Here is a 25,153-nt window from a genome sequence, read left to right as displayed (position 1 = left end):
CTGTTAGAATGTTTCTTTATTCTTGGGTTACTAACCTGAATAAGGAAAAGCATTTTGACAGTGCTTTTTCGTGTTACACTAACACTAGAATTATTCTTAAGTTTAAGGAGTCAGTTATGATAACTTTTTATCTCGCCAGCGGTGCTTTGATTTTTACGGCCTTGGTTGGTTTCTTTCTTTTTATTGCGAACTATTTGACATGTTCTGGGTATCTTACTTTTATTTTCTTGGGTATTTTTTTGGCAGCATTTGCTCCTCCTTTTACCTGGTTCTTGTTAGGGTTATTTTTCGGGAGTGCCATTTTAATTCACACTTTAAAAAAATACAGAACAAGAAAATACGATATTATTGGCAAAAAAGGCGCCAAGCGGGATGGCAAACAACTGCTGGCAAACAGCCTGCCCTTAATTGTTGCCGTGATATTTGCCTGCTTTCCCTTACTAAATATTAATTGGAGCCTTGTTATGGCAGCAATTATTGCTGCCACTACAGCCGATACGTGGGCATCAGAAATTGGGATTCTTGCCAACAGCCAGCCTTACAATCTCGTAAATTTCAAAAAAGTATCCCCAGGATTGTCAGGTGGCGTGACCCTTTTAGGTAGTTTAGCGGCAGTAGGAGGCAGCTTCCTTATTTCTGCTACTTATGCTTTTGGTTTGTGGTTATTTACGCCAAAATTATTTAATAATGCTATTTTTTGGCTCCCATTGGGTTTAGGTATTGGCGGCATGTTGATCGACAGTTTGTTAGGAGCCACTTTACAAAGGAAGTACCAGTGCCAAATCTGCGGTAAAATCACTGAGCACGAAAGTCATCATCAGACACCTTGTCGATTAATTCATGGTTACCGATTAATCGATAACGATGCGGTCAATGCAATGAGTGGCTTTATCATTTTACTTTTGGCCATCATTTTACAAATTATTTAAAAAGACAGATCCCAAAATTGGGATCTGTCTTTTTTATAGCGTTAATTTTTATAATTTACTTGCGGCCGCATCGTCGACAATTACGACAACATCGGCGTGATTTTGAAGCGCAGAAGCAGGTAAGTGGGTTGTTACTGGTCCATCAACCATACCTTTAATCGCATCGGCTTTATCTTCACCATACGCCATTAAGACCATTTTTTTACCTTGTAAAATTGAGCCAATTCCCATCGAAACTGCTTTAGTTGGAACATCTTCTACTTTATCAAAGAAACGTTTGTTTGCTTCAATTGTCGATTCTGTTAAATTAACAACAGAAGTTTTACTATCTAGAGGTGTTCCGGGTTCGTTAAAGCCGATATGACCGTTACGTCCGATACCTAAAATTTGAATATCAATTGGATGAGTTGCAATGACATCATCATAACGTTGGCATTCTGCTTGTAAGTCTTCAGCTTTACCATTTGGTACAAATGTTTCTTTAAATGGTTTTTGGTTAAATAAATTTTCATTCATAAAGTAACGATAACTTTGTTTATCTTCGCCACCTAAACCAACATATTCATCTAAGTTAACCGAAGTCATATTTGAAAAATCAAGATCACTATTTGTCATTTCTTGGTATAACGTGATTGGTGTGCTTCCTGTTGCTAGACCTAATGTATGAATACCATCTTTCATGGCTTGTTGAATAATTTCAAAGGCTTTTTTTCCGCCAGCAGCGGCATCTTTTACGCGGATAATTTCCATTTCGATAACCTCTTTCTACACTTGTTTGGTATAGCCCAATTATAGCACCAGTTTTTCATTTAATCAAGAAATGTCTAGACCAAAAAGCGATAGTTTTAAAATTTTCTAAATTTCATTTCCAACGGATATTACAAAATCTAACCATACTGCTAAAAACTTTACTTTATAAGAAAAGCTGAACGTACTCGTTTATGAAGCTCACCACCACTATATAGATCATCGTATTTCTGGTGACAATCCTATAATCTCTTTTACCACAAAAAAACTTACAGGCGCCACGCACCTGTAAGTAAGCTATCTATTTTTATCTTCTTTATCTTTTTTATCGAATAATTTATTAATTTCACCAGCAACGTTATCTTTTAAATCTTCAGCTTTTTCTTTAATTTTGCCAGCTTCTTGTTGCACTTTACCTTTTAATTCTTGTGAATCATCACCTGTTGCTTTACCTGCTGTTTCATTTACTTTACCTTTAACTTGATCTTTATCCATGATTGTATCCTCCTTATTCTTTACTACAAGTTAAGTGTAGCAAAAATATGATTAACTGCCCAATGAAACAGCTTCAAAACAATCAAAAAAATAAAGAAATTAATGGAATCATGATTTGTTTTCGACAACAAAATCGGATTGCTTTTGCCAGTTGCTCTTTACAGTTGACAATGAAAAACGTTCATCTGTCACTTTTTGAATGCGAATCTTTAGATTACCTGCCTTAGATTTTAAGACATATTTGCCACCTTTCATTGCTTCAATCTGGATTTCTCCGGATTCATTAGTGACTGCTTTTAAAGGCTCGCCTTGACGGGTAATTTGGCGTTTTCCTTTACGATCATAGACCGTAAATGTCAAGTCAGAAAGTGGTCTTCCATCTTTTGTAGCAGTGAATAATAATAGATAGCGCTTTTTAGCAATTGCTAATGTTTTGGCATGTTTTATAATCGCGGCCACTAACAAACCAAGGAACAAAAGTGTGCCGACAATAATTAAGACAACTCGTAATAATTGATAATCATCTGCACGTTGTAAGTTTTTCGCCATCTTCGGTGTATAAGGGATGCGATGTCCTCGCACTAATAAACGGTGACTATTAATCATATAAGGCGTACATGTCAATAAAGTAACTAAATCTTTATCCTTTTCAATTAATAAATCTTTAGTCTCTGTTGGCTCCACTACTTTTAGTTGATCGACTTCATAAGCTAACGTACGCTGATTAATTTCAATAAAGAATACGTCACCTTTTTTCAAATCCGGCAAATCGGTAAATAATTTAGCCGAAGGTAAACCGCGGTGGCCAGAAATGACTGCATGGGTGTTTTTGCCGCCAGTCGGATAGGAGGTTCCTTCTAGTAAAGAAGTTCCTTTAGCTAGAAATAAATCATTTGTAGTATCAAAGATCGGTAATTTTATTTTGATTTTCGGAATGTTTACGATACCAATGGTGTGCTGTTCAAAATATGTTTTCGCTGGTTTTGCCGGTACTTTCTTCTCTTTGGTCTTTTCAGACCAAGGATCTGCACCAGGATTACTGCCTTCTTTCGCTAATTTTTTATTTTGACTTTCCATTTTTGCTTGCGCAGCTTGCATTGCTTCTTCATTTTCGTGATTTGCTTTTGCTTGGTAGTAATCAATAATTTGCTGATCTAAAAATGTATTCACTGTATCACTAACAAAAGGATAACAAAGCGCCCCAATGCCAAAAAGCAATAAGAGACCCATCAGAATATCCAAAACAGTCCATTTCCATTTTCTGGCTTTTTTCATGACACGCATCCTTACTTAAAAATCAGGACAGAGAAAAATCTCTGCCCTGTCTTAATTGTCTTAGTGCAACATAAACAAAAATCATTTACGCTTCAGTTTGCTTGCGCCCTTTAGTAAAGTAGAAGACTGCGATACCAGCCGCAACTACACCAGCCGCAATAATGAAGTAAATTCCAATACTACCAGTTGAAGGGAGTGTACCTTTGTGTTTGTTAGGTACTTTTTCTGGCTTAACTAGTTCTTCAGTTGTACCATAAGAATCTTTATTAACTACAAACTTGATACGATTTGTTAATAGAACATAATCTTCAGGTGCTTGGGTTTCTTCTAAATAATAAGTACCATATTTAAGACCAGTAATATTAACTAATCCATCTTCTTTTGTAGTAAATGTGGTTGCATCGGACTTGTTTTTTGTCCATGTGGCTGCTTTTTTGTCATCAATTTTCAAATAGCTTGCGTTATCACTAACGCTGTCACGGACAACAAATGAAGCATCTGCTAATGTTGTATCGGCAGTAACATCACCATCAATTTTTACAAAACGTTTGCCACCAGTTACAACGGTAACATCTGGTGGTGTGGTATCCGTAGTGTGCCCATTTTCAACATTCGCTTCGTTTTTAAACCCTTTAGTTGGATCTGCCTTTTCATTTAAGTGCATAAAATAAACAAATTTCAAGGTGCCACCAGGTGTTAATGAAGGAATAAAATCTGAACTAACTGCAACATTGAACCCATTTGTGCTTTCGTTTACTGTATAATTTTCAGGATTAATTACCTTATCACCGTCATATAAAGTATAGGCAAAATCGCCACTATTTATATTATCGAAAGTTAACGCTTCATCATGTGTATCAGTTAAATTGAATTGGTTATATTTATTTTTTTCACCTTCTTTATCTGCAATCCCTAAAGGAATATTAACTGAGATTTGATATTGAATTTTTTCTCCAATTGCAACGTCTTGTCCGTTTAATTCAGGTGTTGTTTTTTTAACCTTTGATGTGTCATTTTTAACTGTTAATTCGGCTTTTGAATCTTTATTTGTATCAATACTAAAATCTGTTTTTGTTTGATCAGTAATTAGAGCTGCATTATCTGGAGCTTTTACTTCTTCTAATGTATATGAGCCAACTTCCAAGCCACTAATCTTTAATTCACCTTCAGCCACATTAGCTTCAATAAAATCATTTTCTCCAATCTCATAGCTTTTACCTGTCACAAAATGTTTAGCCACAGATTTATCAGTAGACCAAGTGTACAAACCATCTTTTACACTTGTAATATATTGGGAGCTATTTTCTTTTGAAATAACAAATTCAGCACCATTTAGTGCTTCATTTTCCGCTGTACCTACTTTATTTACGGTTAAAGAACCAGAATTCGATACAATATTTTTTGGATATAAATGAATTTCCTTTAATTCGTCTGTTCCATACTTGTAAGTACCGTCTAATTGTTTAATCATTTCATATACTGGAAATGCTACGACCATATTCCCAGCGGTTGTTACACCATCTTGAGGAGTTTCAACAATCAAGTAAACTGCATCTTGATTATTACTTTTTTGAGGTAACGATAATGTTAAATCACCAGTAGTATCTGTAGAACCAGATTTTACTGGTTTTCTTCCATCTACTGAAATTTTCTCTATTTGTAATTTAGCATCAGTGACAGAAGTACCATTACTTCTTGCGTTGTAGAAATCTTCAGTCACATCATAAGCAGAAAAAGTTACACCTTTTAATCCTTGATATTTATCAAATTCTGCCATTTCTTTCCCACTATTTTGAATTAGCGAGTCAGGTAATTTTGTCATTTTCTTTTTATGAATGATAACTGTATTATTTCCTTCACTATCTGCAAATACTTCTTTAGTATTTCCTAGTCCTAGAATTAATGGGAATACCATAATAATAGTTGCCAATATACTCCAAATTCTATGTTTTCTCGTGTTCATCTTCTTTAACCCCTTCTTATTCTTTTCCTTTTGTATTGCGAACAAACACAATCACAACAATCAAAATTATGAATGCGCCGAACCAAACTAATTTATTATTTGCCATATCATTTGTTTTTGGCAAAAGACCTGTATTCGGTTTTTTAGTCTTAGGAATTTCGGAACGTTGCGTGGTATTCACAACTTTCAAAGTTCCTTCTGTCTGTTTATAACTGGAGGCAGTTACTTTAAAAGAAATTTTTTCATTACTTTTCACATAACCACTCGGAGCCTTTATTTCCTCTAACTGATAAGTACCATAAGTCAAGCCTCGAATTTCAAATTCACCATGTTTATCGGAAACTAGTTTGATGACATTTTTATTCGCAGCATTTTTTTCCCAAGTAAAGCCTTGTTTAGCTTGGATTAAGTATTCACCTTTATTATTGGTGATAAGAAATTCTGCGCCTGATAATTTTTTAGTATTATCATAGGCATCGACTTTTACAAATCGTTTACCACCAGTCTTAACAAAGACATCTTTAACAATTTTATCGCTGTCTGTGGTAAGAAAAGCTCTATTCACAATTTCAGCGTCTACTTTACTTTGACTAATCAAGGTATCTTTATAGCTAATGGCAATTGTTTTGCCTTCATAAGGAACTAATTTTTTTACGTCATTAAAAAGTAATTCAAAGCCATGATCATTTATGCTTTTTTCATAAAGTGAAGATATATCCTCACCATCAATTGTGACTGATAAACTTTCTGGGTTAAATTGGAGTGCTTCATCAGCCTTATCCAATACTTTAAAAAATGTGTAATCTGTCAAATCATGAGGAATCGTCGTTTGAACAGAAAAAGGAATTGTATCACCATAACTATAGTCTGCTTTTTCATTTCCAATCGTTTTTGTAAACGTAGGATGATCCGCAGTTTTTCTTTCATTTTTTGGGTAAAGATGAATTTCATTTAACATTTGACTACCGTCATAGATTGGTAAGACGACAACCAAATCTTTGCTTTTTTCTTTAATATAATCTGGTGTTTTTGCTTCGTGGAAAAGATAGACTGCATCTTTTCCAGCTACATTATCAGATCTTCCTGGTAATGAAAAAAGGAGCGTGCCGTCTTCGCCATTAACAGTAGCAGTAATTCCACTTGCCACTTTTTGATTATTTGTTCCTACTTCGGCTAGTTTTTCTTGCGCTTGTTCAACTGTTGCCCCCTGTTCTCGCAGTTCATAGAACTCTTTCGAAACATCAAAAACCGTAAACGTCACGTTATTTAAACCATGATATTCTTTTAACAAATTGGCATGTTGATCATCAATGCGACCAGTATTCGGGGTGTCTTGCGGTTGTTGACCTTCTGGAAAAACAATTTTATGCAAAATAAATTGGACTTGCGTTGCCTGTTCTTGCTGTGCAGGTGCCATCCCCATTAATAGGGGCAAAAACAAAAGCATACTTGTAAGGGCTAGTAAAATTTTTTTCATTTATGCTTCCCCCTTACTTTTATTGCGCAAGAAGTAATAACCTACACCTACAATAAGTGCTGTGATTCCCGCACCATAAATTAGCCAAACGCCACTACCCCCTGTAGCAGGAAGGGGTACTTTAGGTTTGTTAGGAACGTTGAACACCAAATTATTATCTTTTACCGTAAATCCTAAATTCTCACTTATTGTAATTGCTCCATCTTCTGCTATCTTTATTTCAAGTGGAGCAGCTAGTTTTTGATATCCTTCAGGTGCAGAAATTTCTGTCAAAAAGTAAGTTTGTCCTTTATCAAGCAAAACATCATCTGGCAATGTATACATTCCCTTGCCGTTATATGCAAAGCTTATAGGACCTTTCAAATCCCCACCGGACAATTTAAAACTAGCTTCTTTATCTATTATTTCTTTGTTGTCTGCATCAATTTTGGTAATTTGAATTTTTAGCTTTTTAAACTCTTTCACATTTTCCCATTCAGTCCCGTCACCGTTCTCACTAATATCTTTAGGTACATAATTTTCTGGCGAATTTATTTCTTTAGAAAAGAAATAGTTAAAATCTTCTCCTGAGTTGTTAAACTTCGGTAACCAAATTGTTTCCTTATAAGAAGAGTCATCCGCTGTCGATGAAATTTGAGAGATATTTGCTCTTTCCCAAACTTGTTTATTATTATTCCCGCTAAGTTTTACATATCCAATATCGTTTCCCTGAGAATTTTTTGTTTTTCTTCCTACAGAAAAATACAAATTTTTTCGATCACTTGGATTTCCATCAAATTCTACCCAATTTTTTTTCAGCGATAAATCAACACCTGGAGCTTTCGCAGAAGGAACTCCGAAATCAACTATATTATCAGGAAGTTCCTGGTTGGGAGCAAAAGTCGTTTTTCCATTTATTGGATACCACTTACTCGGGACAAAATTTTCATCTTCCGTATTCATTCTAACTTTATAATGAATTTGAATTTCTTGACCTTTACCTAAGTTAAGATTATTGATACTTATCACTTTATCTACAGGATCTGAATAATTTATTTCTGATGTAGGCGTTTTTCCAACAGAATTGATCTCCAACGAACTATCAACATAATTAAACTGGTCACCAATTGGATCCCTTACTTTCCCTCCACTTACTGTACTGATGATTTGAACAGCTTTATTAGATAAATAATTTGCTATCTCTGAAGCTTTATTAGCAGTTTCATAGTAAAGTACACCACTATCACTTTTAGTAGCAATTTGCTCCATCCTATCTTGAACATCATCATAACTCAATCTGGCACCAGAATCTGACTGTAACTGAATACCAAGAGCATGTATTTCGGTATTTTTTTCTTTAATTTGAATCGCTTGACCAATTGTAGAAACAAATGAATTTTCAACATCTACAATTCTACCTGTATTTCCCAAAATTGCTTTAGGATAATTTTCTCCCCATGCACCATACCCATACAATGATGAAGTATTTCCACGCCCTATTGTTTTGGTAGAATCGACCTGTGTAGCAAAATATTTTTCACCATCTAACGATGTATTCTGTGCATTTTTTATTTCGTTAACTTTAATAGGATTATAGCTAAAAGTAGGAACTCCATCTGTAAGTAGAACTATAATTTTTTTATGCTCAGGATTCTCTTTTTCTAACTGATTCTGTGCATCTCGCAATGCTTTTTCCGTAAATGTTCCACCCGATGATTTAGTTGGTGTAAATTCTTTTATTTGTTGCTTAACTTTATTAAACGATTGTAAATCAATTGTTTTATTTAAATATCCAGGACTAGAATACCCCACATATCCAATATTTATTTTGTCGGATATTCCGCTATTATCTAATGTATTAATAAATTGACTAATACCACTCTTCACTTCACCTAACCGATTATTCTCGTTCATGCTGCCAGACCAGTCTACAACTAGCATAATATCAATTGGTGTTATTTCTTTTTGAACATTCCCTCGAATATTTAGATAAACATCGAATAGCCCTTGACTAGTTTCTTCTGCATATTTGCTAATTGCGAAGTCCGAATTATCTCCTGTCCCCCCGTACTCAATAAATGAATTGTATTTATTTGAACCATTTTCTCGCCAATTGGAACTGCCATCTATATTTCCTGGGTGGTTTCGAACATTTCCATTCTTAATTGTTTCCCAATAGCTTTTAGGATATGTTCCGTTCTCGTTTATATAAACAGGAGGAATATTTGCATAAGTCTTCGTTTTTAAACTTTTTGATGACACAGCCGCACTCCGCGTAATTTTTTGCGGCACTCCTGTTTCATCATATTTCTTTTCAGCTTCTTTTTTAGCTGAATCAACAGTGGCCTCATCTGCGTCGCCTAGATTTTTAACTTCACTAGTAGATTCTTCACTAGTAGAAGAAATTTCTGTTGAGCTTGCATCATTTGATTCTTTCGTAGCTGAGGTCATTGTTTCTTCAGTTGAAGCTTGAGTTCTGTCATTTTCTTTGATGCTAATAGGATACTCTTTTGTAAAGAGCGTTTTTTGCTCATTCGTTTGATCAGAAGCTGCATCAAAAGCAACTTTGAAAGTCAACGCACTTACTAATGGCGTAGAAAATTCAATTTTATAATTTTTGTTTGTATTTGAAGGTTCTCTTTCAAATACTGCAGCGTAATCTTTTTCTGTTTCTTTTGAAATGACAGTGAAAAGATCAGTTGCTTGATTTTCTTCGCTAAGAGTTGGTAAAATACTCTTGTTTTTTTTGTCTTTTAAGGAAAATAAAAATCGGGTTGCCTTTTCAGCTGCTTTTTTGTCGACATTCATTTGCCAGATAATTTTATTTTCTTTTGTCTGATAGGAAAGACTCGCTTTTCCATATTCATTGTCAAACAATTGTTGGATATTACTCTCACCGTTATTCGTTAACGCAATCGCGGTAAGGCCATCAACGAAAAATTGAGCAAATGGCAATAGAACAATCAGGATACTAAAAAAAACAGACCACTTACTCCTCCATACTTTTTCCTTCATTGTTTTCACTCCTTTATTAGATGAGACACTATCATTGTATGAAGGAAACCAATTGTTAACAAATTCAAAAAAGAATTATTTTTTTATATTTTTTTGACAAAAAAATCGCTTTAAAAATAACCGCTAAAATTATCTGTTATTTTAATAATTCTAATCTAGAAGGTAGATTGGTATAGATGCATCTAAACTCTAGAGTAAAAAAAAAGGCGTTATGCTTTCTGTAATAAAATCTACCAAAAGCTAAATTCCTAATTCGCGCATATTTTTGAAGAATATTAGGCAAAGCGTAGTTTTTTGTGAAAATAATCATATTAGTGCAAAATATAACTATTTTTTCCATTATGTGCCAATTTAATAACTATCTCTTTTTTTCATACATTTCTTTTACTTTATTAAAAGTATGAATACTGTGCTAAATTTAACAAAGTTTTTAATCCTTTAAAAGTGCCAAAATAATCGTAAGACGCAAAAAAAACCGAGATCCATAAGGATCTCGGTTTTTTTAATAATCAAAGATTATTTAACTGTTACAGATGCGCCAACTTCTTCAAGTTTAGCTTTCAATTCTTCAGCTTCTTCTTTAGAAACTGCTTCTTTGATTGGTGCAGGAGCGCCATCAACTACTGCTTTAGCTTCTTTCAAGCCTAAGCCAGTTGCTTCGCGAACTGCTTTGATAACTTTAACTTTTTGGTCGCCAGCTGCAGTTAATTCAACAGTAAATTCTGTTTGTTCTTCTGCGGCACCAGCTGCACCAGCTGCAGCTACAGCTACAGGAGCTGCTGCAGATACGCCAAATTCTTCTTCGATAGCTTTAACTAAGTCGTTTAATTCTAAGATTGTCGCGCCTTTTAGCTCTTCGACAATGTTTTCGATATTCAATGCCATGATTGATTTTCCTCCAATTTAGGTTTTATATTTTTTATTTAGATTATGCGGCGCTTAGGCTGCATCTCCATCTTTGCTTTCCACGACTGCATTGACAGCGTAAGCCACGTTGCGGACTGGCGCTTGTAGTACAGATAGCAACATAGATAATAGACCTTCGCGGTTTGGTAATTTTGCCAAAGCTGTGATTTCTTCTAAAGAAGCCACTTTACCTTCGATGATACCGCCTTTTAATTCTAATGCTTTTGCGTCTTTAGAAAATTCGTCCATAATTTTCGCTGGTGCAACTACATCGTCGTTACTAAATGCAACGGCAGTAGGACCTGTGAAAACTTCGTCCAAACCTTCTAAGCCGGCTTGTTTGGCAGCGCGAGAAAGGATAGAGTTTTTGATAACTTTCATTTCAACGCCTGCTTCACGCAATTGTTTACGTAAAGTTGTTACTTCTTCAACTGTTAAGCCACGGTAATCAGCGATTACTACTGATGCAGCTGCATTGAATTTTTCAGCAACTTCGTCCACGATTTGCGCTTTTTTAGCGATTGCTGCTTCACTCACTTGTATTTCACCTCCTGATTTTGATGAACAAGGCATTAAGGCAAAGAAAAAAGCCTCTCCTTGTCACCGTAGACATAGAGGGACTATTGAATGTTCTTCAATAAATGTCCTCGGTAGGAAATTAAGACTTGCGTCACCTACTGTCTTCGGTACAGTTAATTATTAACCTTGACTACCTTACCATAGATAAGATAGTCAAGTCAATGTTTAAATTACATTTAATTAAAATGAAGCTTGATCAACATGAACACCAGGACCAAATGTTGTTGTCACTGAAATGTTTTTGATATATTGACCTTTTGCTGCTGATGGTTTAGCTTTCACTAATACATCGTTGATTGTTTTGAAGTTTTCAATTAATTTGTCATCTTCAAATGAAACTTTACCAATTGGCACATGCACGTTACCAGCTTTATCAACACGGTAAGTAACTTTACCAGCTTTTACTTCGTTAACAGCTTTTGTAACGTCCATTGTAACAGTACCAGTTTTAGGGTTAGGCATTAAACCTTTAGGGCCTAAGACACGACCTAATTTACCAACAGTAGCCATCATGTCTGGTGTTGCAACAACTACGTCAAAGCCAAACCAGCCACCTTGGATTTTTTGAACCATGTCGTCGTCGCCAACAAAGTCAGCGCCAGCAGCTTCTGCTTCTTTTGCTTTTTCGCCTTTAGCAAAAACTAAAACTGTTTGTGTTTTACCAGTACCGTTTGGTAATACAACAGCACCACGAATTTGTTGATCCGCTTTTTTAGGGTCAACATTTAATTTGTATGCAACTTCAACCGTTGCGTCGAATTTTGCGATATTTGTTTCTTTTGCTAAAGCAACAGCTTCTTCAACTGAGTATGCTTTAGTTGCATCAACTTTTTTCAATGCTTCTTGCATTTTTTTGCTCTTTTTAGCCATTTTGTTTCCTCCTTGATGTGGTTATAACGGTAGAACCTCCCACGTGTCCCGTATTTTTCAATAGCGAGCGAACTGAGAAGCTACTTCCTTGGGGTAAGAATAAATTATTCTACAGTAATCCCCATGCTTCGTGCAGTACCTTCGACCATGCGCATAGCAGATTCTACATCGGCAGCGTTTAGGTCAGCCATTTTAGTTTCAGCGATTTCTTTTACTTGATCACGCGTAACTTTTGCAACTTTTGTTTTGTTTGGTTCGCCAGAACCTTTTTCAACACCGGCAGCTTTTTTCAATAATACTGCAGCTGGTGGTGTTTTTGTGATGAATGTAAATGAACGATCTTCATATACAGAGATCACAACTGGAATGATTAAACCTGCTTGATCAGCAGTACGGGCGTTAAATTCTTTGGTGAAGCCCATGATGTTGATACCCGCTTGACCTAGCGCAGGACCTACTGGGGGAGCTGGTGTTGCTTTACCTGCAGGAATTTGCAATTTAACGATTTTTTCTACTTTCTTTGCCACGAGACATACCTCCTTGAGTCCGTGATGTGGTTAATTGGAGATGCATATTTCCCCTCCCACGTACTTGATGCTTTTATAAGTTGTAAGTAATTACCTTTTACAAATATAAAAGACCAATAAAAAATGCGCGTCTCAAAATAAGCGTGAGCCCACGCACACTGAAATATTATAGCAAGAATCCTTAAAATTGCAATGATTTTCTACTGAATTATGGATGAAACGTAAAAAAATCTTATTTTATCTCATCCCACAAATGCTATTTTGACAAAACGTATGGTTAAATTGTTTACAGTAAAAAACTTTCCTACTATATATTAACCGAACAAAATTGAATTTGTTTGTTAAATAGTAAGAAAGTATTTATCCACTAATTACTCAGTTCACTGGCAGCTTCTTCATCTAAGATAAGAGTTAAATTAGGATGTAATTGTAAAATAGAAGATGGAATATCTTCTGTTACTGCTCCAAAGAAAGCTTTTTTAACAATAGCCGCTTTTTTCTTGCCATTGGCAAACATTACCAAGTGTTTGGCTGCCATTACACTTTTAGGCCCCATCGTATAAAACTCAGTTGGCACTTTATTTATATCTCCTCCTACTTCTGCTGCCAAAGCCTCACGGACTGCTTTGTCTCCTGAAATATCAACAGAATATGTTTCTGCCCCAAATTTTGTCCAACCTGGCAGATTACCACAAAAATGTCCGTCACTTCCAATGCCCATTAAGATTAAATCTAATCCCCCAGCTTTTTTAATCCGTTCATCTTGCGTTTGCCAGTTGGTCTCATCTAAAGGATGGAGTTGCTCTTTTTTTATTTCCGCTGGTGTAAAAAATAGATTATCTAAATTACGCATGGTGACCCCGTAACCGTTACTGCCGACAATGGGAATTTCATCAAAATTATAATAATGAACATTTTCGTAATACGAACGCCCTTTTACTTGTGGTACCATAATTTCATATAAACGTTTGGGAGTATTGCCGGCTGTAATTGCCAAATTAATCCGGCGATTCTCATTCATTAGTCCTAATAAAATATTTGCTGCAACTTGACTCATGGCTTCATAGTCTTTTTCAATAATCAATTTCATTAATTTTCGTCACTCCTTTATTTTGAAAACGCTTTATATAATAATTATATCGTAAATATAATCTCCCGTGTCAACTTATTGTGATTTTTGATTTTTTTTGCTATTATTGCGCCTGTTCAACTGTATTTGAATTTCAAAAAACTTATCTTTTTTATAAGAAAATTTGGATTAAAAGTCGTTATTTTTGTGTTAGACTACAAGTGCAGAAAATAAAAATGAGGTGTCACAATGGAACAGCTGAAATATCGTAGTGTTTTTGACATTATCGGCCCCGTCATGGTAGGTCCTAGCAGCTCTCATACCGCTGGTGCAGCTAGAATTGGCAAAGTCATTCGCAGTATTTTTGGTGAACAACCAGACAGCGTAGATATTTATTTATATGAATCTTTTGCTAAGACGTATCGCGGTCACGGAACTGATATTGCTTTAGTAGGTGGGTTACTGGGGATGGACCCAGATGATGAACATCTAGCCGACTCTTTAAAAATCGCCTATGAACATGGCATGGAAGTTTACTTTATTCCCAAAAGTGAAAAAGCAGAACATCCCAATTCCGTGAAGATGATCCTCCACAAAGATGGGCGTACACTATCTGTGACTGGTAAATCTATTGGTGGCGGCAATATTCAAATTTCAGAATTAAACGGCTTTAAAATTTCGCTTTCAATGGGCACGCCCACTTTTATCACCGTCCATCAAGATGTACCGGGGATGATTGCCAAAGTCACAAATATTCTCTCCGAGCGCGGTGCAAATATTGGGACAATGACTGTCACGCGAGAGTCAAAAGGTGAAAAAGCCATTATGATTATTGAAGTGGATGAACCACAACCAGGTATTTGCGAACAACTAAAAGCACTGGATTACATGTACACAGTGAATTATTTTGATTAAGGAGTAAACGCGCATGTTTTATACGATTGCGGATTTAGTAGAACAAGCTCAAGCTTATGATTCAGTTTCGGATTTAATGGTTGCAACTGAAATGGAAGTTACAGGACGTAAAAAAGAACAAATTATTGCTTTAATGGAACGCAATCTATCCGTTATGGAAAATTCGGTAGCTGAAGGCGTTGCCGGTGTAAAATCTGTTACCGGTCTTACTGGAGGTGATGCAAAAAAGATGAACGATTATTTAAATAGTGGCAATTTTTTAAGTGGTGAAACAATTTTGACTGCAGTTCGAAATGGGATTGCTGTGAATGAAGTGAATGCCAAAATGGGATTGATTTGTGCTACGCCTACTGCTGGGAGTGCCGGTGTTGTTGCCGGAGTCTTATTGGCCGTGCGGAATCGTTTAAATTTGACCCATGAAGAACAAATAAATTTTTTGTTTACCGCTGGCGCTTTTGGATTGGTTATCGCCAACAACGCTTCTATTTCTGGCGCTGAGGGTGGTTGCCAAGCGGAAGTTGGTTCCGCTAGCGCGATGGCTGCCGCGGCTTTAGTCTGTGCAAATGGTGGTACTGCCCATCAAGCAGCCCAAGCAGTTGCCATCACTTTAAAAAATATGATGGGACTCATTTGTGATCCTGTCGCAGGTTTAGTTGAAGTCCCTTGCGTCAAACGCAATGCCTTAGGATCTTCCCAAGCTTTTATTTCAGCTGATATGGCATTAGCCGGCATTGAAAGTGTGATTCCGCCTGACGAAGTGGTAGCTGCAATGTATCAAGTAGGGCGCCAGATGCCTTCTATTTTCAAGGAAACTGCCGAAGGCGGCCTCGCCATGACCCCTACTGCGCAACGACTACAAAAAGAAATTTTTGCTAAGCAAGAATAATTGCCAAATTATTTCCTCATGAAATAAGAAAAGACGAAAAGATTTGTTCAACTCTCCGCAATAATCTTAATGTATCAGCTCTATTTCTTGTGGAAATCATATAATCTATTGACCCAAAAAAAGCAGCATTTCCTTTATCTAAAAAAGGAAATGCTGCTTTTTTATTAAGCCGACTCTTGTAAATCGCGCCGCTTGTACCCGATAAACCCTAATAGGAGTAAAACACAACTAATTACAGTCACCATGCCAAAGCGTGCGAAGTCAAAATCGGCAGTGGGTAATTGTGGCAGCCATTTTAAAGCAGAGGTATTACTAAACCATTCTGGCAAATTCAAAATACCGCCAAAATAGCTAATTGCAAACGAATATCCCAAATACACATAAACAACTTTACTGAAATTAGGGACAAATCCGAGGCAAAATGCTGCTAAACCAGCAAAGAATAAAACAACCGGCAAGAAATTAAAGCCTGCTGCTAAAAATTCTTTTAACGGCATCGCGGCAGTGTTCTCCATAACAGTTACCGCTGTTGCCCCTAAACAAAGCGAGCTGACCAAAACACCGGCTGCACTACTTACTACCGCTAACAAAACACTGTTACTATAAAGTTTTAGGCGGGAAACTTGGGTGGAAAACAGTTGACTCATCCGACCACTGCTTTCTTCAGTAAACAATTTATTTAAAATCGCAATTGGCAAAATAGCGACTAACGCCACCATCACCACTATAATCGTGCCTGTAAAAGATTCAGCTAGACTGCCGCCACTATGCACAAAGACTTGTTTTACTAATTCGTTACCTTCCATAAAACTTTGCATATCTTGATACACTGAACCATAAGCAGCCCCCATTAAAGCAAATCCGACCATCCAGCTGATAATCATGCCAAAATTAATTCGTAAATACCATCCTGCTACGGACAAAAGGGCCTTACTTCCATGGGAACGTCCTTCTTTTTCAGGTAAATAGCCGGCGTTATAATCGCGTTTTCCTTCTAAAAAGAAGCTAAATAGTACAATAAGAAAACTAAAAAACAAACCAATTACGAAATAGATCCAGTTATTTTCAGTAAAAGGATAGGTTAAATAAGTCCAACCCATCGGATTAATTTTTGATAAGTCACCATTACTGATATCAGTGCCCGCCCGCAGGATATATAAAAGACCAATAAAGCCCAAGCTAACTCCTGTGGCACCGGCAGCAGTGGGCATAATCTGAGCAAATAATAAGCCAAAGACCGCCCCTAATATGCCAGCTAAAGCGATTGATAGACCAAACAATAAACTCCCATTTAAATCAATGCTTTTTACACCAAACGCTGCCATTAAAAAACCAATCAATAAACCTAGGACCAAATTGATTAAAAAAGTTTCCACCAAAATAGCTAGGGAATTGGCTTGGCGTCCCACGCGAAACGAACGAATCAATTCCGTTAGGCCCAGTTCTTCTTCTTTACGGGTATGGCTAACCACATGTAGCGCTGCTAAAATCATAGCAAACAAACTACAAAAAAGTAACATTTCATTGGCATACATGGCAGCCACTGTATAATTTTGAACATTTTTAACTGGAGTGGTTCCAATCATCGCAATCATCGCTGGGTTTTGCATAGTGTGATACATACCAACTAGCCCCTGGCCTTTTGCCAGCTCTTCAAAAGCGGGGACAAAACCACCACTAAATAGCCCAAGTCCCAGTAACCAGACACCAATTTTTTTCCAATCTCTTTTTAAAAATTGCCAAAACAATAAATTCCATTGTGAAAATTTCTCTGTCATTTTCGCCATCACCTTTCATAATGTCTGATAAACAAATCTTCCAGTGTCGGCGGAACTACTTCAAATTTCTCAACTTCAAGTTTTGCGACAGCCGCTAAAATAGTATTTAGTGCTTTGTTATCAATGGCAAATTTCACTTCTGTTCCTTTTTGTTTAAAATCATAAACCCCAGTAATATTCTCTAAATGCGCTACGTCCCCTTGTGCCACTAATGTAACTGTCGAGCGAGTCAAATGCCGCAATTCTTGAAGCGTGCCCGTTTCAACTACTTTACCTTCACGAATGATGACCACTTTATCAGCTAAACGTTCGACCTCACTTAGAATATGGGAAGAAAGTAAAATAGATTTGCCAGCATTTTTTATCTTTTCAACTTCATCTTGAAAAACGGCTTCCATCAAAGGATCCAAGCCAGAAGTCGGTTCATCTAAAATGTATAGGTCCGATTCAACTGATAAAGCTGCGATTAAACCTACTTTTTGTCGGTTTCCTTTGGAATAACTCTTCGCTTTTTTGCGAGGATCTAATTCAAATTTTTGAATTAATTCATCCCGCTTTTGCAAATTGCCGCCGCCATGCAATTTCATAAATAAATCGATAATTTCACCACCGGTTAAATTTCCCCACAAAGCCACATCTCCTGGGACATAAGATAATCGTTTATGAATTTCGATACTATCTTTCCAGACATCTTTGCCAAATACCCTCACACTACCTGCATCTTTTTTTAAAATACCTAAGATAGTTCGAATAGTAGTTGATTTTCCTGCGCCATTTGGTCCAATAAATCCTACTACTTCCCCTGGAGCAACAGCAAAACTAACATCTTTTAGTGCTTGAAATTTGCCAAAACTTTTTTGTAAGTTCGTAATTTCAATTAATTGCGTCATATTTAAGACTCCTTTTTTCAAAAAGCATTTTTTGAACTATTCCTTTAATATGAGTTCAATATTAGGCATATTCCCTGCAATTGTCAATCAAAAACCGCCTTTTTTTGAACTCGTTTTAAATTTGCAGTTTAAATTTATTTTACTATAATATAAGTAAACATTGATGGGAAAAGGAGGCGCAGAATTGAACGGCTTTGAGAAAAGAAGTGCTGAAAAAAGGCAAGCAGTTTTGGCTGCAGCTTTTGAAATTATGAATAGTCCTGAAGGCAGTAAAGCATTAACAATCGACAAAGTAACGGCTGCGACCAAAATTTCCAAAGCAACCATTTTTAAATACTTTCATTCAAAAGATAAACTACTGCAAGCAGTCTTTAAAAATTTTTTGACAGAAATGGCGAAAGAAGCAGAAAGTGTCTTGCAAGAAAGAAAATCGTTCACGGATACTTTTTCTGCCTTAACACAGTTAAAAATCAATCGGTTGGATCAAGTAAGCCAACAATTTTATCTTGACTTAATGGGCTGTTATTCACAAACTGAAGATAAAGAATTGGCTGCCTTTATGACAAGTTATACTCGCCGTAGTAACGAGACTCTTTTTACTTTATTTCAACAAGGACGCAAAGAAGGCGCAATTGATCCCAAATATACTGATGAATTTCTCTTTATTTACACAGAGTCCATGGTGGCTGGAATTGCTGAACCGGCAATTTATAGTCGAGCCCTTCCCTATATCGAAGAATGGAGCGAGGTTTTGCTAAAAGGTTTAGCACCACGCTAAAGAAATTTTGTAAACTTATTGAAGTGAAGATATTTGAAAAAGCATTTTAATAAATCGTTTCTTTCATTTAGCAAAATAGGCAATTAAGCTATAAAAATTTAGACATAAGAAAAATGGAACAAATGTGTTTACTCCTAGTGAAAACTATAACATCCACTACCTATAATAAAAGAACGCGCCACAACTGGTAAAGTTGAGGTGCGTTCTTTTAAAATTGCTAATCCTCCCTGCTTATTGCCTTGACTCATTTTCTGCGGAATAAATTTTAATGTATTGACTGCGGCCATAAAAAATCAGCCACAGCTTTATCAACTTCTTTATTTTCGTGGAGTTGACTATGTTGCGCGTTTGCGCCATAAAAAATTTGCGTAGATACCTTATTGGTCTGACTTAATAATGCATTGACACTTAATGCACTAGTTGTTGGTACGGTTTCATCATTAAAAGTATTTTGATTTAACTGTCCTGCTAAAAGTAATATTTGGATTTTTTTGTCCAAATTTCCGGCTAAATTTTGATAATCCTGGTAGCGACTGGAGTATTCATTGGGACCATTTTTTAATAACTCTTGGATACTCTGTGTTTCACTCGTATCTAAAAAATCGTTAAAAGGTGCGCCAATAGCAACAAATTTGATAACTTGTGGTTGCGTATCGTCATTCGGATAAGTCATTAAGTAACGTAGCCCCGAAACGCCACCCATTGAGTGTCCTACCAAGTTTACTTTGTCTACTCCAACTTTTTTTAGAGCTGCTAAACAGTTGTACAGCCACTGAGCTTGCGACCATTCTGTATTTTTATTATCTTCAAATAAAACTTGAATCATAGGATTATCTTTTTTACCGCTCAGCTGTCCTGTCATTGTAACCGTCCCAGCTGGTGAAACTTTCATCATTAACTCTTTTTTGGCAAAGTCATTTTTTTCCATTCGTTTCATCATGCCTGAAAAAGAATTCTCTGTGCCGCTGTAGCCATGAATAAATAAAGTGGGAATTGCTGTTTTTTGCGGCGTTGGAGATTTGACTTTTTCTTCCGTCTTCGTTGATGAAGAAAGAGAGATAGAAGATTTTTGTGCAGTCCCGCAGCCAGCCAGAGCAAGCATAAATAGCCCCATTATAATTATTTTTTTCATTGTCTCACATCCTCATCTTGCATTATACGCCAAACTTTCAAGCAAAGGATAAATCTCTTTTTTCAAAATAATCTTTTACACTTTCCCATGATTTGGCCAAACAAAAAACTCCAATGTGTACATTGGAGTTAGTAGTTAGCATTTACACTTCAAAAGGATGAATTGTTACCCCTTTTACTACGCGGTTAACAGTTCCTGTTGGCGATGGCGTATCAGGAGTATTGCCAACTTTAATCGAAGAAAGCAAGGAAACGGTCTGTGCAACAACTAAGAACGGTAATGTTGCATAGCCGTCTGGTAATGTTACATCACTGGCTTCAAAAACAAAATTATCACCACTAAAATTAGTTTCGGTTGCTTTTTGCGTAATTCCTAAAACTGATGGGGCGATTTTATCTGCGTGAACTTCTTCTAAAATATCGACATCATATTGGCGTGTATAGGTATCGTTATTAACGAATACAAACATAATTGTTTTTTCATTGATAAAAGATTTAGGGCCATGTCGAAAACCCATTGAAGAATCAAAAACAGTTGCCATCTTACCAGCAGTAAGTTCTAAGACCTTCAAGGAAGCCTCTCTTGTTAAACCAGATAAACTACCTGATCCAAGATAAACAATACGATCAAAATCTAAATCAATAATTTTTTGTACTTCATCTTCTCTGACAATTGCTTCGTTTCCTAATGTTGCCATTGCCTTTACATAAGTTTCTTTTGTATCCAGGTTATTTTTTTCATCAAAAACAAGTAATGCTGTTAATGCCATACAAGAAAAACTACCTGTCATAGCAAAGCCTTGGTCATTGGCACGAGTCGGCATCATCAATAATAAGTTATGATCATCACCAGTTGCGGCTTTGGCTAGTTGGCCTTCGGGTGCGCATGTGATGGTAATGTGTCGTAAATTTTTCACATATTTATTGGCTACATCCACTGCTGCAACACTTTCCGGCGAGTTTCCGCTACGAGCAAATGAAACTAAAATTGTCCATTCATCTGGTTGCAAGTATTCTTCGGGTGCCGCCACAATATCAGTCGTCCCAATACTTTCAAAAACAAAATGACGATTATCTCCTACTTTGTTTAGATAAGGTTTTACCGTATCGCCTACATATTGCGAAGTCCCCGCACCAGTAAAAATGATACGTACTTTCCCTTCAGATGCTTTTTTTACATCTGTTAAAAAGGCATCTATCCGTTCGACATTTTCTTTATAATAAGTGAAAGCTTCTTGCCATAATTCAGGTTGTTGTTTAATTTCACGGGTAGTGATTTCTGCCCCCATCTTGGTTAACTCTTCGGTTGAAAATTGAAACATTTTTATCCTCCTTTAGACATAGACTTGTCTAGTTTAATTTCATTGTGGTTGCACATTTTGATGAACAATTTTATAACGAAACTGATCAGCTCGGGCAACACTCGATGTAAATTCGATAATTTCATTGGCTTGATTGTAGGTTTTACGCATTAAAGCCAAAACTGGAGCGCCTTCTCGAATTTCCAAAAAGGGCGCATCTTTGGGACGGGCAATATTGGCAAATAGTTCTTCTTCTGCAATTTTGACCACCTCGTGATAATCCTCTCGAAAAATATCATAAAGTGCTTTATGCTCTAAATCTTCTTTGGTCAAATCCAAGAATTTGCTCAATGGCAAATAAGTTCGCTCTAACATTAACGGTTCCCCATCTGCACTTCTTAAACGTTTCATTTTAATAAGCTTCATCCCTAACTTGCCGTTAAATTGATTAGCCAAAAATTTATTTGCTTCAATTTTTTCAAATTCTAATACTGCAGTTTGAGGTGTACGGCCTAAAGACTTCATCTGTTCAGTAAAACTATACATTCCTTGGAGATTAACACTGGTTTCTTTTAAATCAGAGACAAAAGTTCCTTTACCATGTTGACGATAAATATAACCAATTTTTTCCAACTCTTGCAAAGCTAGGCGAACTGTAGTGCGACTCAATCCATAAATGTCAGATAGTTCCCGTTCAGAAGGCAACATCATATTGGCTTCGTATTCATTTTCAATTTTTTCTTTTAACAACTCGACTAATTGATCGTATAAAGGCTGTTTTTTTGCTCGCGTCATATGACACCTCCTCACAACTGGTTACTACCACAAGATGAGTTTATCTTTTTTTGACAATTAAGTCAATAAAAATAATTAATAAAGCGTTTTATCAGCTGTATTTATCTAGACCACTCGTAAAAAAAATACCACTTATCACAAAGGAATAAGTGGTATAATCTGTCACAGTTTTTTAAGGCCAAATATTAGGCCAAATACCAAACCCTGACCCAACTAAGCCGATCACCAATAATAGCAAGATACATTTTAATGGTGTCCAACCGCGTTTTGATAACAAGAAGTACAAAAGTAAGGTCATTGCTAATGGAATCATTTGTGGCAAAATACCATCTAAGATTTTTTGAATATCAATCGTTACAGGAGTTGTTTCGTTACGATTAAATGTTACTTCAAAATCTCCTGAAGGTAATTTCACAACGCCTAAAGCTTTTTCGCCTTCAGCAGCATCTTGCACATCTTCTGTCAATTTGCCATTGTCGTCTTTTTTATAAACATATTCATCGTATTTGTGTTCTTCTCCGGCAGGCACAACCGTTGTAACTGAATGCACAGTGTTCGTTTCACCATTTGGAATTTGAACATCAACTTTTGTTGCGCCATAAACACAAGTTAATGACCCAACAACGAAGATACCTAAAATACTTGCAGCCCGCGTAAATTCTTTGGCATTTTCAGTTAAGACCCCAATTGCGTCTGTCCCTAGTTTGTAGGACCAATTCATCAAGAAGAAACGTAATGCAAATTGCGCAATATTGAAAACAAGCAAGAAAATAAATGGAGCTGCAACATTACCGCTAATTGCCATGTTTGAAGTAATACCGGCTGTAATTGGTACTAAAGTGAACCAGAATAATGCATCCCCAATCCCACCTAAAGGACCCATTGCAGCCACACGAACGGCCCGAATAGTCGGAATATCTGCTTTATTTTGTTCTAATGATAAAACAATCCCCATTACGAATGTTACTAAAAATGGATGGGTATTAAAGAACTCAAGGTTATGACTCATAGAAGCTGCTAAGTCATCTTTATTTTTGTGGATTTTTTTCAAACCTGGCAAAATACCGTATAACCAACCGCCAGCTTGCATCCGTTCATAGTTAAAAGATGCTTGTAAGAACAAGGAACGCCAAACCATTTTATTTAATGTTTTTTTATCTAGTGTTTCTCCGACCGATTGATCTTGATACGTATCCGGAATATTATATGCCATCTTCGTCACCTCCGAAGTCATTTGCATTGGCTGTTGCAGTTTTGAATTTAGATTGGATTTGGTAATCCCAGAAAGCTAACGCAAATCCGATAAATGCCAAGATAATCAAAGCAGGACCAGATAAGCTTGGAGCTGCCATTACGATTGTTGCTAGACCAAAGCCCATGAAGTAAAAGCCCCACATATCACGAGAAACCATTACTTTTAATAGAATTGCAAAACCGACATAACGCATCATGCCCCCAGCAGCTGATAAACCTTTCATCAACCATTCTGGAATTGCACTGACAACTTGTTCCCCAAAAGTTGCACCGCCGATAAAGAATAAAACAACGATTAAACCAAAGATAGCACCAATGGCAGCCATAGCTAAATAGTTAATGCGATCAATTCCTTTGGTGTTGGCATCATGTGCATAATTATCTGCTACTGACATTACAGGTGACATCGCAGAGAAAATCAAAGTTACAGCATATTGACCTAATAATGAAAATGGAATTGCTGTTGCAACTGCTGCTGTTGGCTCTAATTTCAATGTGATAGATAAAATGGCAGCCATAATTCCGCCGATAACAGCATTAGGTGGCTGTGCTCCACCAACTGGCATATTCCCGATGGTCATTAACTGATACGTACCACCAACAATTAAACCTGTTTGTAAATCCCCTAAAATAAGACCAATTACCATACCTGTTACAATTGGTTGATATAATGATTCCAAAAAACTGAATTGATCGATTGCGGCGATAAACGTCACAAGAAAGACCAATAAGATCTGAATGAAATTATAATCCATTCTTAAACTCCCTCCTTAAGCACGTGCTTAGTTGAATAGTTTGCTGCTGTCTTCTACTGCTGTAGTTGGTACGCGACGTATTTCAAGTTCCACCCCTAAATCTTGTAACTTTTTAAAGGCTGCAACATCTTCATCATCCACGGCAACAGTGGTAGCAACTTGGCGTTTTCCTTCAGCCATGTGCATATTTCCAATATTTAATTTTTTAATTGGCACGCCTCCTTCAACTAATTTCAAAACATCTTCAGGATTTTCTACAATAATGAAGATCTTTTGTTTTGGTGAAGCCTTATGGATGATATCGATCGTTTTTTGGATCGAGAAATACCGTGTTTGAACACCAGTTGGAGCCGCCATGTCCATCAAGCCTTGGCGTACCTTGTCTCCAGCAACTTTATCATTGGCTACTAAAATCAAATTAGCCCCTAAAGTTCCGTTCCATTGTGTTGCAACTTGACCATGAATTAAACGATTATCAATACGTGTTAATAAAATATTTGGTTCTGTCATAGTAATTCCTCCTATATAGGTACTGAATTTTTAAATTTTTATTTCACAATTTCTGAGATTGCATAGCGGGAAACTTCAATAACTGTCCCGGATTTCACTTCAATATCGACTGTTTCTTTTTTTTGGTTAATGACTTTAATGGTGCCATAAAGACCATTGGCAAATTTGACTTCTTGCCCTGGTGCAAGAGATTGGTGAAGTGTTTTGAAATGCTCCTTTTGTGATTTCATACCACGAGCGCCAATAAAATAATAAATAATAGCAAAAGCGATTACAAAAACCAGCACCACAATTGAGGCACCTAGAATACTGTTCCAAATGCTCATTGG

General features: G+C 36.5%; 24 protein-coding genes and 1 other annotated feature. Of the genes, 4 read left to right on the top strand and 20 right to left on the bottom strand.

Features of this window, described 5'->3' with window-relative positions; genetic code table 11:
* Window positions 1–116 precede the first annotated feature (116 nt).
* Entirely contained in the window at window positions 117–929 is an 813-nt protein-coding gene (locus RK01_RS00445; RefSeq protein WP_016171322.1) for a DUF92 domain-containing protein, read from the top strand.
* A gap of 48 nt (window positions 930–977) precedes the next feature.
* Here RK01_RS00445 and nagB read toward each other — a convergent pair whose 3' ends face one another.
* The 11 genes from nagB to RK01_RS00390 all read right to left on the bottom strand — a co-directional run bounded on the left by nagB (window position 978) and on the right by RK01_RS00390 (window position 13,852).
* Complete coding sequence (gene nagB, locus RK01_RS00440) at window positions 978–1,679, bottom strand: glucosamine-6-phosphate deaminase (protein ID WP_016171321.1); 702 nt, start codon at window positions 1,677–1,679, stop codon at window positions 978–980.
* 294 nt (window positions 1,680–1,973) lie between these two features.
* A complete protein-coding gene (locus RK01_RS00435; protein ID WP_016171320.1) occupies window positions 1,974–2,171 on the bottom strand; it encodes a CsbD family protein in 198 nt (65 codons plus the stop codon).
* Window positions 2,172–2,279: 108 nt separating this feature from the next.
* Window positions 2,280–3,446 carry a class C sortase gene (locus RK01_RS13975; RefSeq protein WP_016171319.1) on the bottom strand — a complete coding sequence of 389 codons (1,167 nt, stop codon included), beginning with the start codon at window positions 3,444–3,446 and terminating at the stop codon, window positions 2,280–2,282.
* 85 nt (window positions 3,447–3,531) lie between these two features.
* Window positions 3,532–5,409, bottom strand: a complete 1,878-nt coding sequence (locus RK01_RS00425) for a SpaH/EbpB family LPXTG-anchored major pilin (protein ID WP_016171318.1) — start codon at window positions 5,407–5,409, stop codon at window positions 3,532–3,534.
* 16 nt (window positions 5,410–5,425) lie between these two features.
* Window positions 5,426–6,886, bottom strand: a complete 1,461-nt coding sequence (locus RK01_RS00420; protein WP_016171317.1) for a SpaH/EbpB family LPXTG-anchored major pilin — start codon at window positions 6,884–6,886, stop codon at window positions 5,426–5,428.
* Window positions 6,887–9,880 (bottom strand): VWA domain-containing protein, encoded by a 2,994-nt coding sequence (locus tag RK01_RS00415; RefSeq protein WP_016171316.1) that lies wholly within the window; start codon window positions 9,878–9,880, stop codon window positions 6,887–6,889.
* Window positions 9,881–10,396: 516 nt separating this feature from the next.
* On the bottom strand, window positions 10,397–10,765 hold the full coding sequence (gene rplL, locus RK01_RS00410) for a 50S ribosomal protein L7/L12 (RefSeq protein WP_016171315.1): 369 nt from the start codon (window positions 10,763–10,765) through the stop codon (window positions 10,397–10,399).
* Window positions 10,766–10,819: 54 nt separating this feature from the next.
* Window positions 10,820–11,323, bottom strand: a complete 504-nt coding sequence (gene rplJ / locus RK01_RS00405; protein ID WP_016171314.1) for a 50S ribosomal protein L10 — start codon at window positions 11,321–11,323, stop codon at window positions 10,820–10,822.
* Between the two features lie 36 nt (window positions 11,324–11,359).
* Window positions 11,360–11,491, bottom strand: a sequence feature (ribosomal protein L10 leader region).
* A gap of 54 nt (window positions 11,492–11,545) precedes the next feature.
* On the bottom strand, window positions 11,546–12,235 hold the full coding sequence (gene rplA, locus RK01_RS00400) for a 50S ribosomal protein L1 (protein ID WP_016171313.1): 690 nt from the start codon (window positions 12,233–12,235) through the stop codon (window positions 11,546–11,548).
* A gap of 104 nt (window positions 12,236–12,339) precedes the next feature.
* Complete coding sequence (gene rplK / locus RK01_RS00395) at window positions 12,340–12,762, bottom strand: 50S ribosomal protein L11 (protein ID WP_016171312.1); 423 nt, start codon at window positions 12,760–12,762, stop codon at window positions 12,340–12,342.
* Between the two features lie 367 nt (window positions 12,763–13,129).
* A complete protein-coding gene (locus RK01_RS00390; protein WP_016171311.1) occupies window positions 13,130–13,852 on the bottom strand; it encodes a glucosamine-6-phosphate deaminase in 723 nt (240 codons plus the stop codon).
* 228 nt (window positions 13,853–14,080) lie between these two features.
* On the opposite strand from RK01_RS00390, the gene sdaAB reads away from it, so the two are divergent.
* Window positions 14,081–14,746, top strand: a complete 666-nt coding sequence (sdaAB, locus tag RK01_RS00385) for an L-serine ammonia-lyase, iron-sulfur-dependent subunit beta (protein ID WP_016171310.1) — start codon at window positions 14,081–14,083, stop codon at window positions 14,744–14,746.
* A gap of 13 nt (window positions 14,747–14,759) precedes the next feature.
* Window positions 14,760–15,632 (top strand): L-serine ammonia-lyase, iron-sulfur-dependent, subunit alpha, encoded by an 873-nt coding sequence (gene sdaAA / locus RK01_RS00380; protein ID WP_016171309.1) that lies wholly within the window; start codon window positions 14,760–14,762, stop codon window positions 15,630–15,632.
* A 164-nt stretch (window positions 15,633–15,796) separates the two neighbouring features.
* On the opposite strand, the gene RK01_RS00375 is transcribed toward sdaAA, so the two are convergent.
* Together RK01_RS00375 and RK01_RS00370 are read right to left on the bottom strand one after the other, a co-directional pair.
* On the bottom strand, window positions 15,797–17,410 hold the full coding sequence (locus RK01_RS00375; protein WP_034864640.1) for an ABC transporter permease: 1,614 nt from the start codon (window positions 17,408–17,410) through the stop codon (window positions 15,797–15,799).
* A gap of 8 nt (window positions 17,411–17,418) precedes the next feature.
* Window positions 17,419–18,300 (bottom strand): ABC transporter ATP-binding protein, encoded by an 882-nt coding sequence (locus RK01_RS00370; RefSeq protein WP_016171307.1) that lies wholly within the window; start codon window positions 18,298–18,300, stop codon window positions 17,419–17,421.
* 184 nt (window positions 18,301–18,484) lie between these two features.
* Here RK01_RS00370 and RK01_RS00365 point away from each other — a divergent pair, with 184 nt between their 5' ends.
* On the top strand, window positions 18,485–19,078 hold the full coding sequence (locus RK01_RS00365) for a TetR/AcrR family transcriptional regulator (RefSeq protein ID WP_016171306.1): 594 nt from the start codon (window positions 18,485–18,487) through the stop codon (window positions 19,076–19,078).
* A 265-nt stretch (window positions 19,079–19,343) separates the two neighbouring features.
* On the opposite strand, the gene RK01_RS00360 is transcribed toward RK01_RS00365, so the two are convergent.
* From RK01_RS00360 to yajC, 7 genes are all read right to left on the bottom strand, one after another.
* Entirely contained in the window at window positions 19,344–20,210 is an 867-nt protein-coding gene (locus RK01_RS00360; RefSeq protein ID WP_016171305.1) for an alpha/beta fold hydrolase, read from the bottom strand.
* A gap of 142 nt (window positions 20,211–20,352) precedes the next feature.
* Entirely contained in the window at window positions 20,353–21,531 is a 1,179-nt protein-coding gene (locus RK01_RS00355; RefSeq protein ID WP_016171304.1) for an SIS domain-containing protein, read from the bottom strand.
* Window positions 21,532–21,570: 39 nt separating this feature from the next.
* Complete coding sequence (locus RK01_RS00350; protein WP_016171303.1) at window positions 21,571–22,305, bottom strand: GntR family transcriptional regulator; 735 nt, start codon at window positions 22,303–22,305, stop codon at window positions 21,571–21,573.
* A 172-nt stretch (window positions 22,306–22,477) separates the two neighbouring features.
* Complete coding sequence (locus tag RK01_RS00345) at window positions 22,478–23,518, bottom strand: PTS system mannose/fructose/sorbose family transporter subunit IID (RefSeq protein WP_016171302.1); 1,041 nt, start codon at window positions 23,516–23,518, stop codon at window positions 22,478–22,480.
* Window positions 23,508–24,314, bottom strand: a complete 807-nt coding sequence (locus tag RK01_RS00340; RefSeq protein WP_016171301.1) for a PTS mannose/fructose/sorbose/N-acetylgalactosamine transporter subunit IIC — start codon at window positions 24,312–24,314, stop codon at window positions 23,508–23,510. Before RK01_RS00340 ends, RK01_RS00345 begins: the two co-directional genes overlap by 11 nt.
* Window positions 24,315–24,341: 27 nt before the next feature.
* On the bottom strand, window positions 24,342–24,824 hold the full coding sequence (agaV, locus tag RK01_RS00335; protein WP_016171300.1) for a PTS N-acetylgalactosamine transporter subunit IIB: 483 nt from the start codon (window positions 24,822–24,824) through the stop codon (window positions 24,342–24,344).
* A 38-nt stretch (window positions 24,825–24,862) separates the two neighbouring features.
* Window positions 24,863–25,150 (bottom strand): preprotein translocase subunit YajC, encoded by a 288-nt coding sequence (gene yajC, locus RK01_RS00330; RefSeq protein ID WP_016171299.1) that lies wholly within the window; start codon window positions 25,148–25,150, stop codon window positions 24,863–24,865.
* Window positions 25,151–25,153: the final 3 nt, after the last annotated feature.

This window comes from Enterococcus dispar ATCC 51266 (genome assembly GCF_000406945.1).
Classification (GTDB): Bacteria; Bacillota; Bacilli; order Lactobacillales; family Enterococcaceae; genus Enterococcus_C; species Enterococcus_C dispar.
Note: the sequence above shows the minus strand (reverse complement) of the source record. Positions and strands in the feature narration are given on the sequence as shown.

Coding starts and splice junctions, on each gene's coding strand:
- RK01_RS00350 (WP_016171303.1), bottom strand. CDS start 22,305: ATGACGCGAGCAAAAAAACAGCCTTTATACGATCAATTAGTCGAGTTG.
- RK01_RS00370 (WP_016171307.1), bottom strand. CDS start 18,300: ATGACGCAATTAATTGAAATTACGAACTTACAAAAAAGTTTTGGCAAA.
- RK01_RS00415 (WP_016171316.1), bottom strand. CDS start 9,880: ATGAAGGAAAAAGTATGGAGGAGTAAGTGGTCTGTTTTTTTTAGTATC.
- RK01_RS00345 (WP_016171302.1), bottom strand. CDS start 23,518: ATGGCATATAATATTCCGGATACGTATCAAGATCAATCGGTCGGAGAA.
- sdaAA (WP_016171309.1), top strand. CDS start 14,760: ATGTTTTATACGATTGCGGATTTAGTAGAACAAGCTCAAGCTTATGAT.
- rplL (WP_016171315.1), bottom strand. CDS start 10,765: ATGGCATTGAATATCGAAAACATTGTCGAAGAGCTAAAAGGCGCGACA.
- nagB (WP_016171321.1), bottom strand. CDS start 1,679: ATGGAAATTATCCGCGTAAAAGATGCCGCTGCTGGCGGAAAAAAAGCC.
- RK01_RS00425 (WP_016171318.1), bottom strand. CDS start 5,409: ATGAACACGAGAAAACATAGAATTTGGAGTATATTGGCAACTATTATT.
- RK01_RS00445 (WP_016171322.1), top strand. CDS start 117: ATGATAACTTTTTATCTCGCCAGCGGTGCTTTGATTTTTACGGCCTTG.
- rplA (WP_016171313.1), bottom strand. CDS start 12,235: ATGGCTAAAAAGAGCAAAAAAATGCAAGAAGCATTGAAAAAAGTTGAT.
- RK01_RS00390 (WP_016171311.1), bottom strand. CDS start 13,852: ATGAAATTGATTATTGAAAAAGACTATGAAGCCATGAGTCAAGTTGCA.
- yajC (WP_016171299.1), bottom strand. CDS start 25,150: ATGAGCATTTGGAACAGTATTCTAGGTGCCTCAATTGTGGTGCTGGTT.
- RK01_RS00340 (WP_016171301.1), bottom strand. CDS start 24,314: ATGGATTATAATTTCATTCAGATCTTATTGGTCTTTCTTGTGACGTTT.
- RK01_RS00420 (WP_016171317.1), bottom strand. CDS start 6,886: ATGAAAAAAATTTTACTAGCCCTTACAAGTATGCTTTTGTTTTTGCCC.
- RK01_RS13975 (WP_016171319.1), bottom strand. CDS start 3,446: ATGAAAAAAGCCAGAAAATGGAAATGGACTGTTTTGGATATTCTGATG.
- agaV (WP_016171300.1), bottom strand. CDS start 24,824: ATGACAGAACCAAATATTTTATTAACACGTATTGATAATCGTTTAATT.
- RK01_RS00375 (WP_034864640.1), bottom strand. CDS start 17,410: ATGACAGAGAAATTTTCACAATGGAATTTATTGTTTTGGCAATTTTTA.
- RK01_RS00435 (WP_016171320.1), bottom strand. CDS start 2,171: ATGGATAAAGATCAAGTTAAAGGTAAAGTAAATGAAACAGCAGGTAAA.
- sdaAB (WP_016171310.1), top strand. CDS start 14,081: ATGGAACAGCTGAAATATCGTAGTGTTTTTGACATTATCGGCCCCGTC.
- RK01_RS00355 (WP_016171304.1), bottom strand. CDS start 21,531: ATGTTTCAATTTTCAACCGAAGAGTTAACCAAGATGGGGGCAGAAATC.
- RK01_RS00360 (WP_016171305.1), bottom strand. CDS start 20,210: ATGAAAAAAATAATTATAATGGGGCTATTTATGCTTGCTCTGGCTGGC.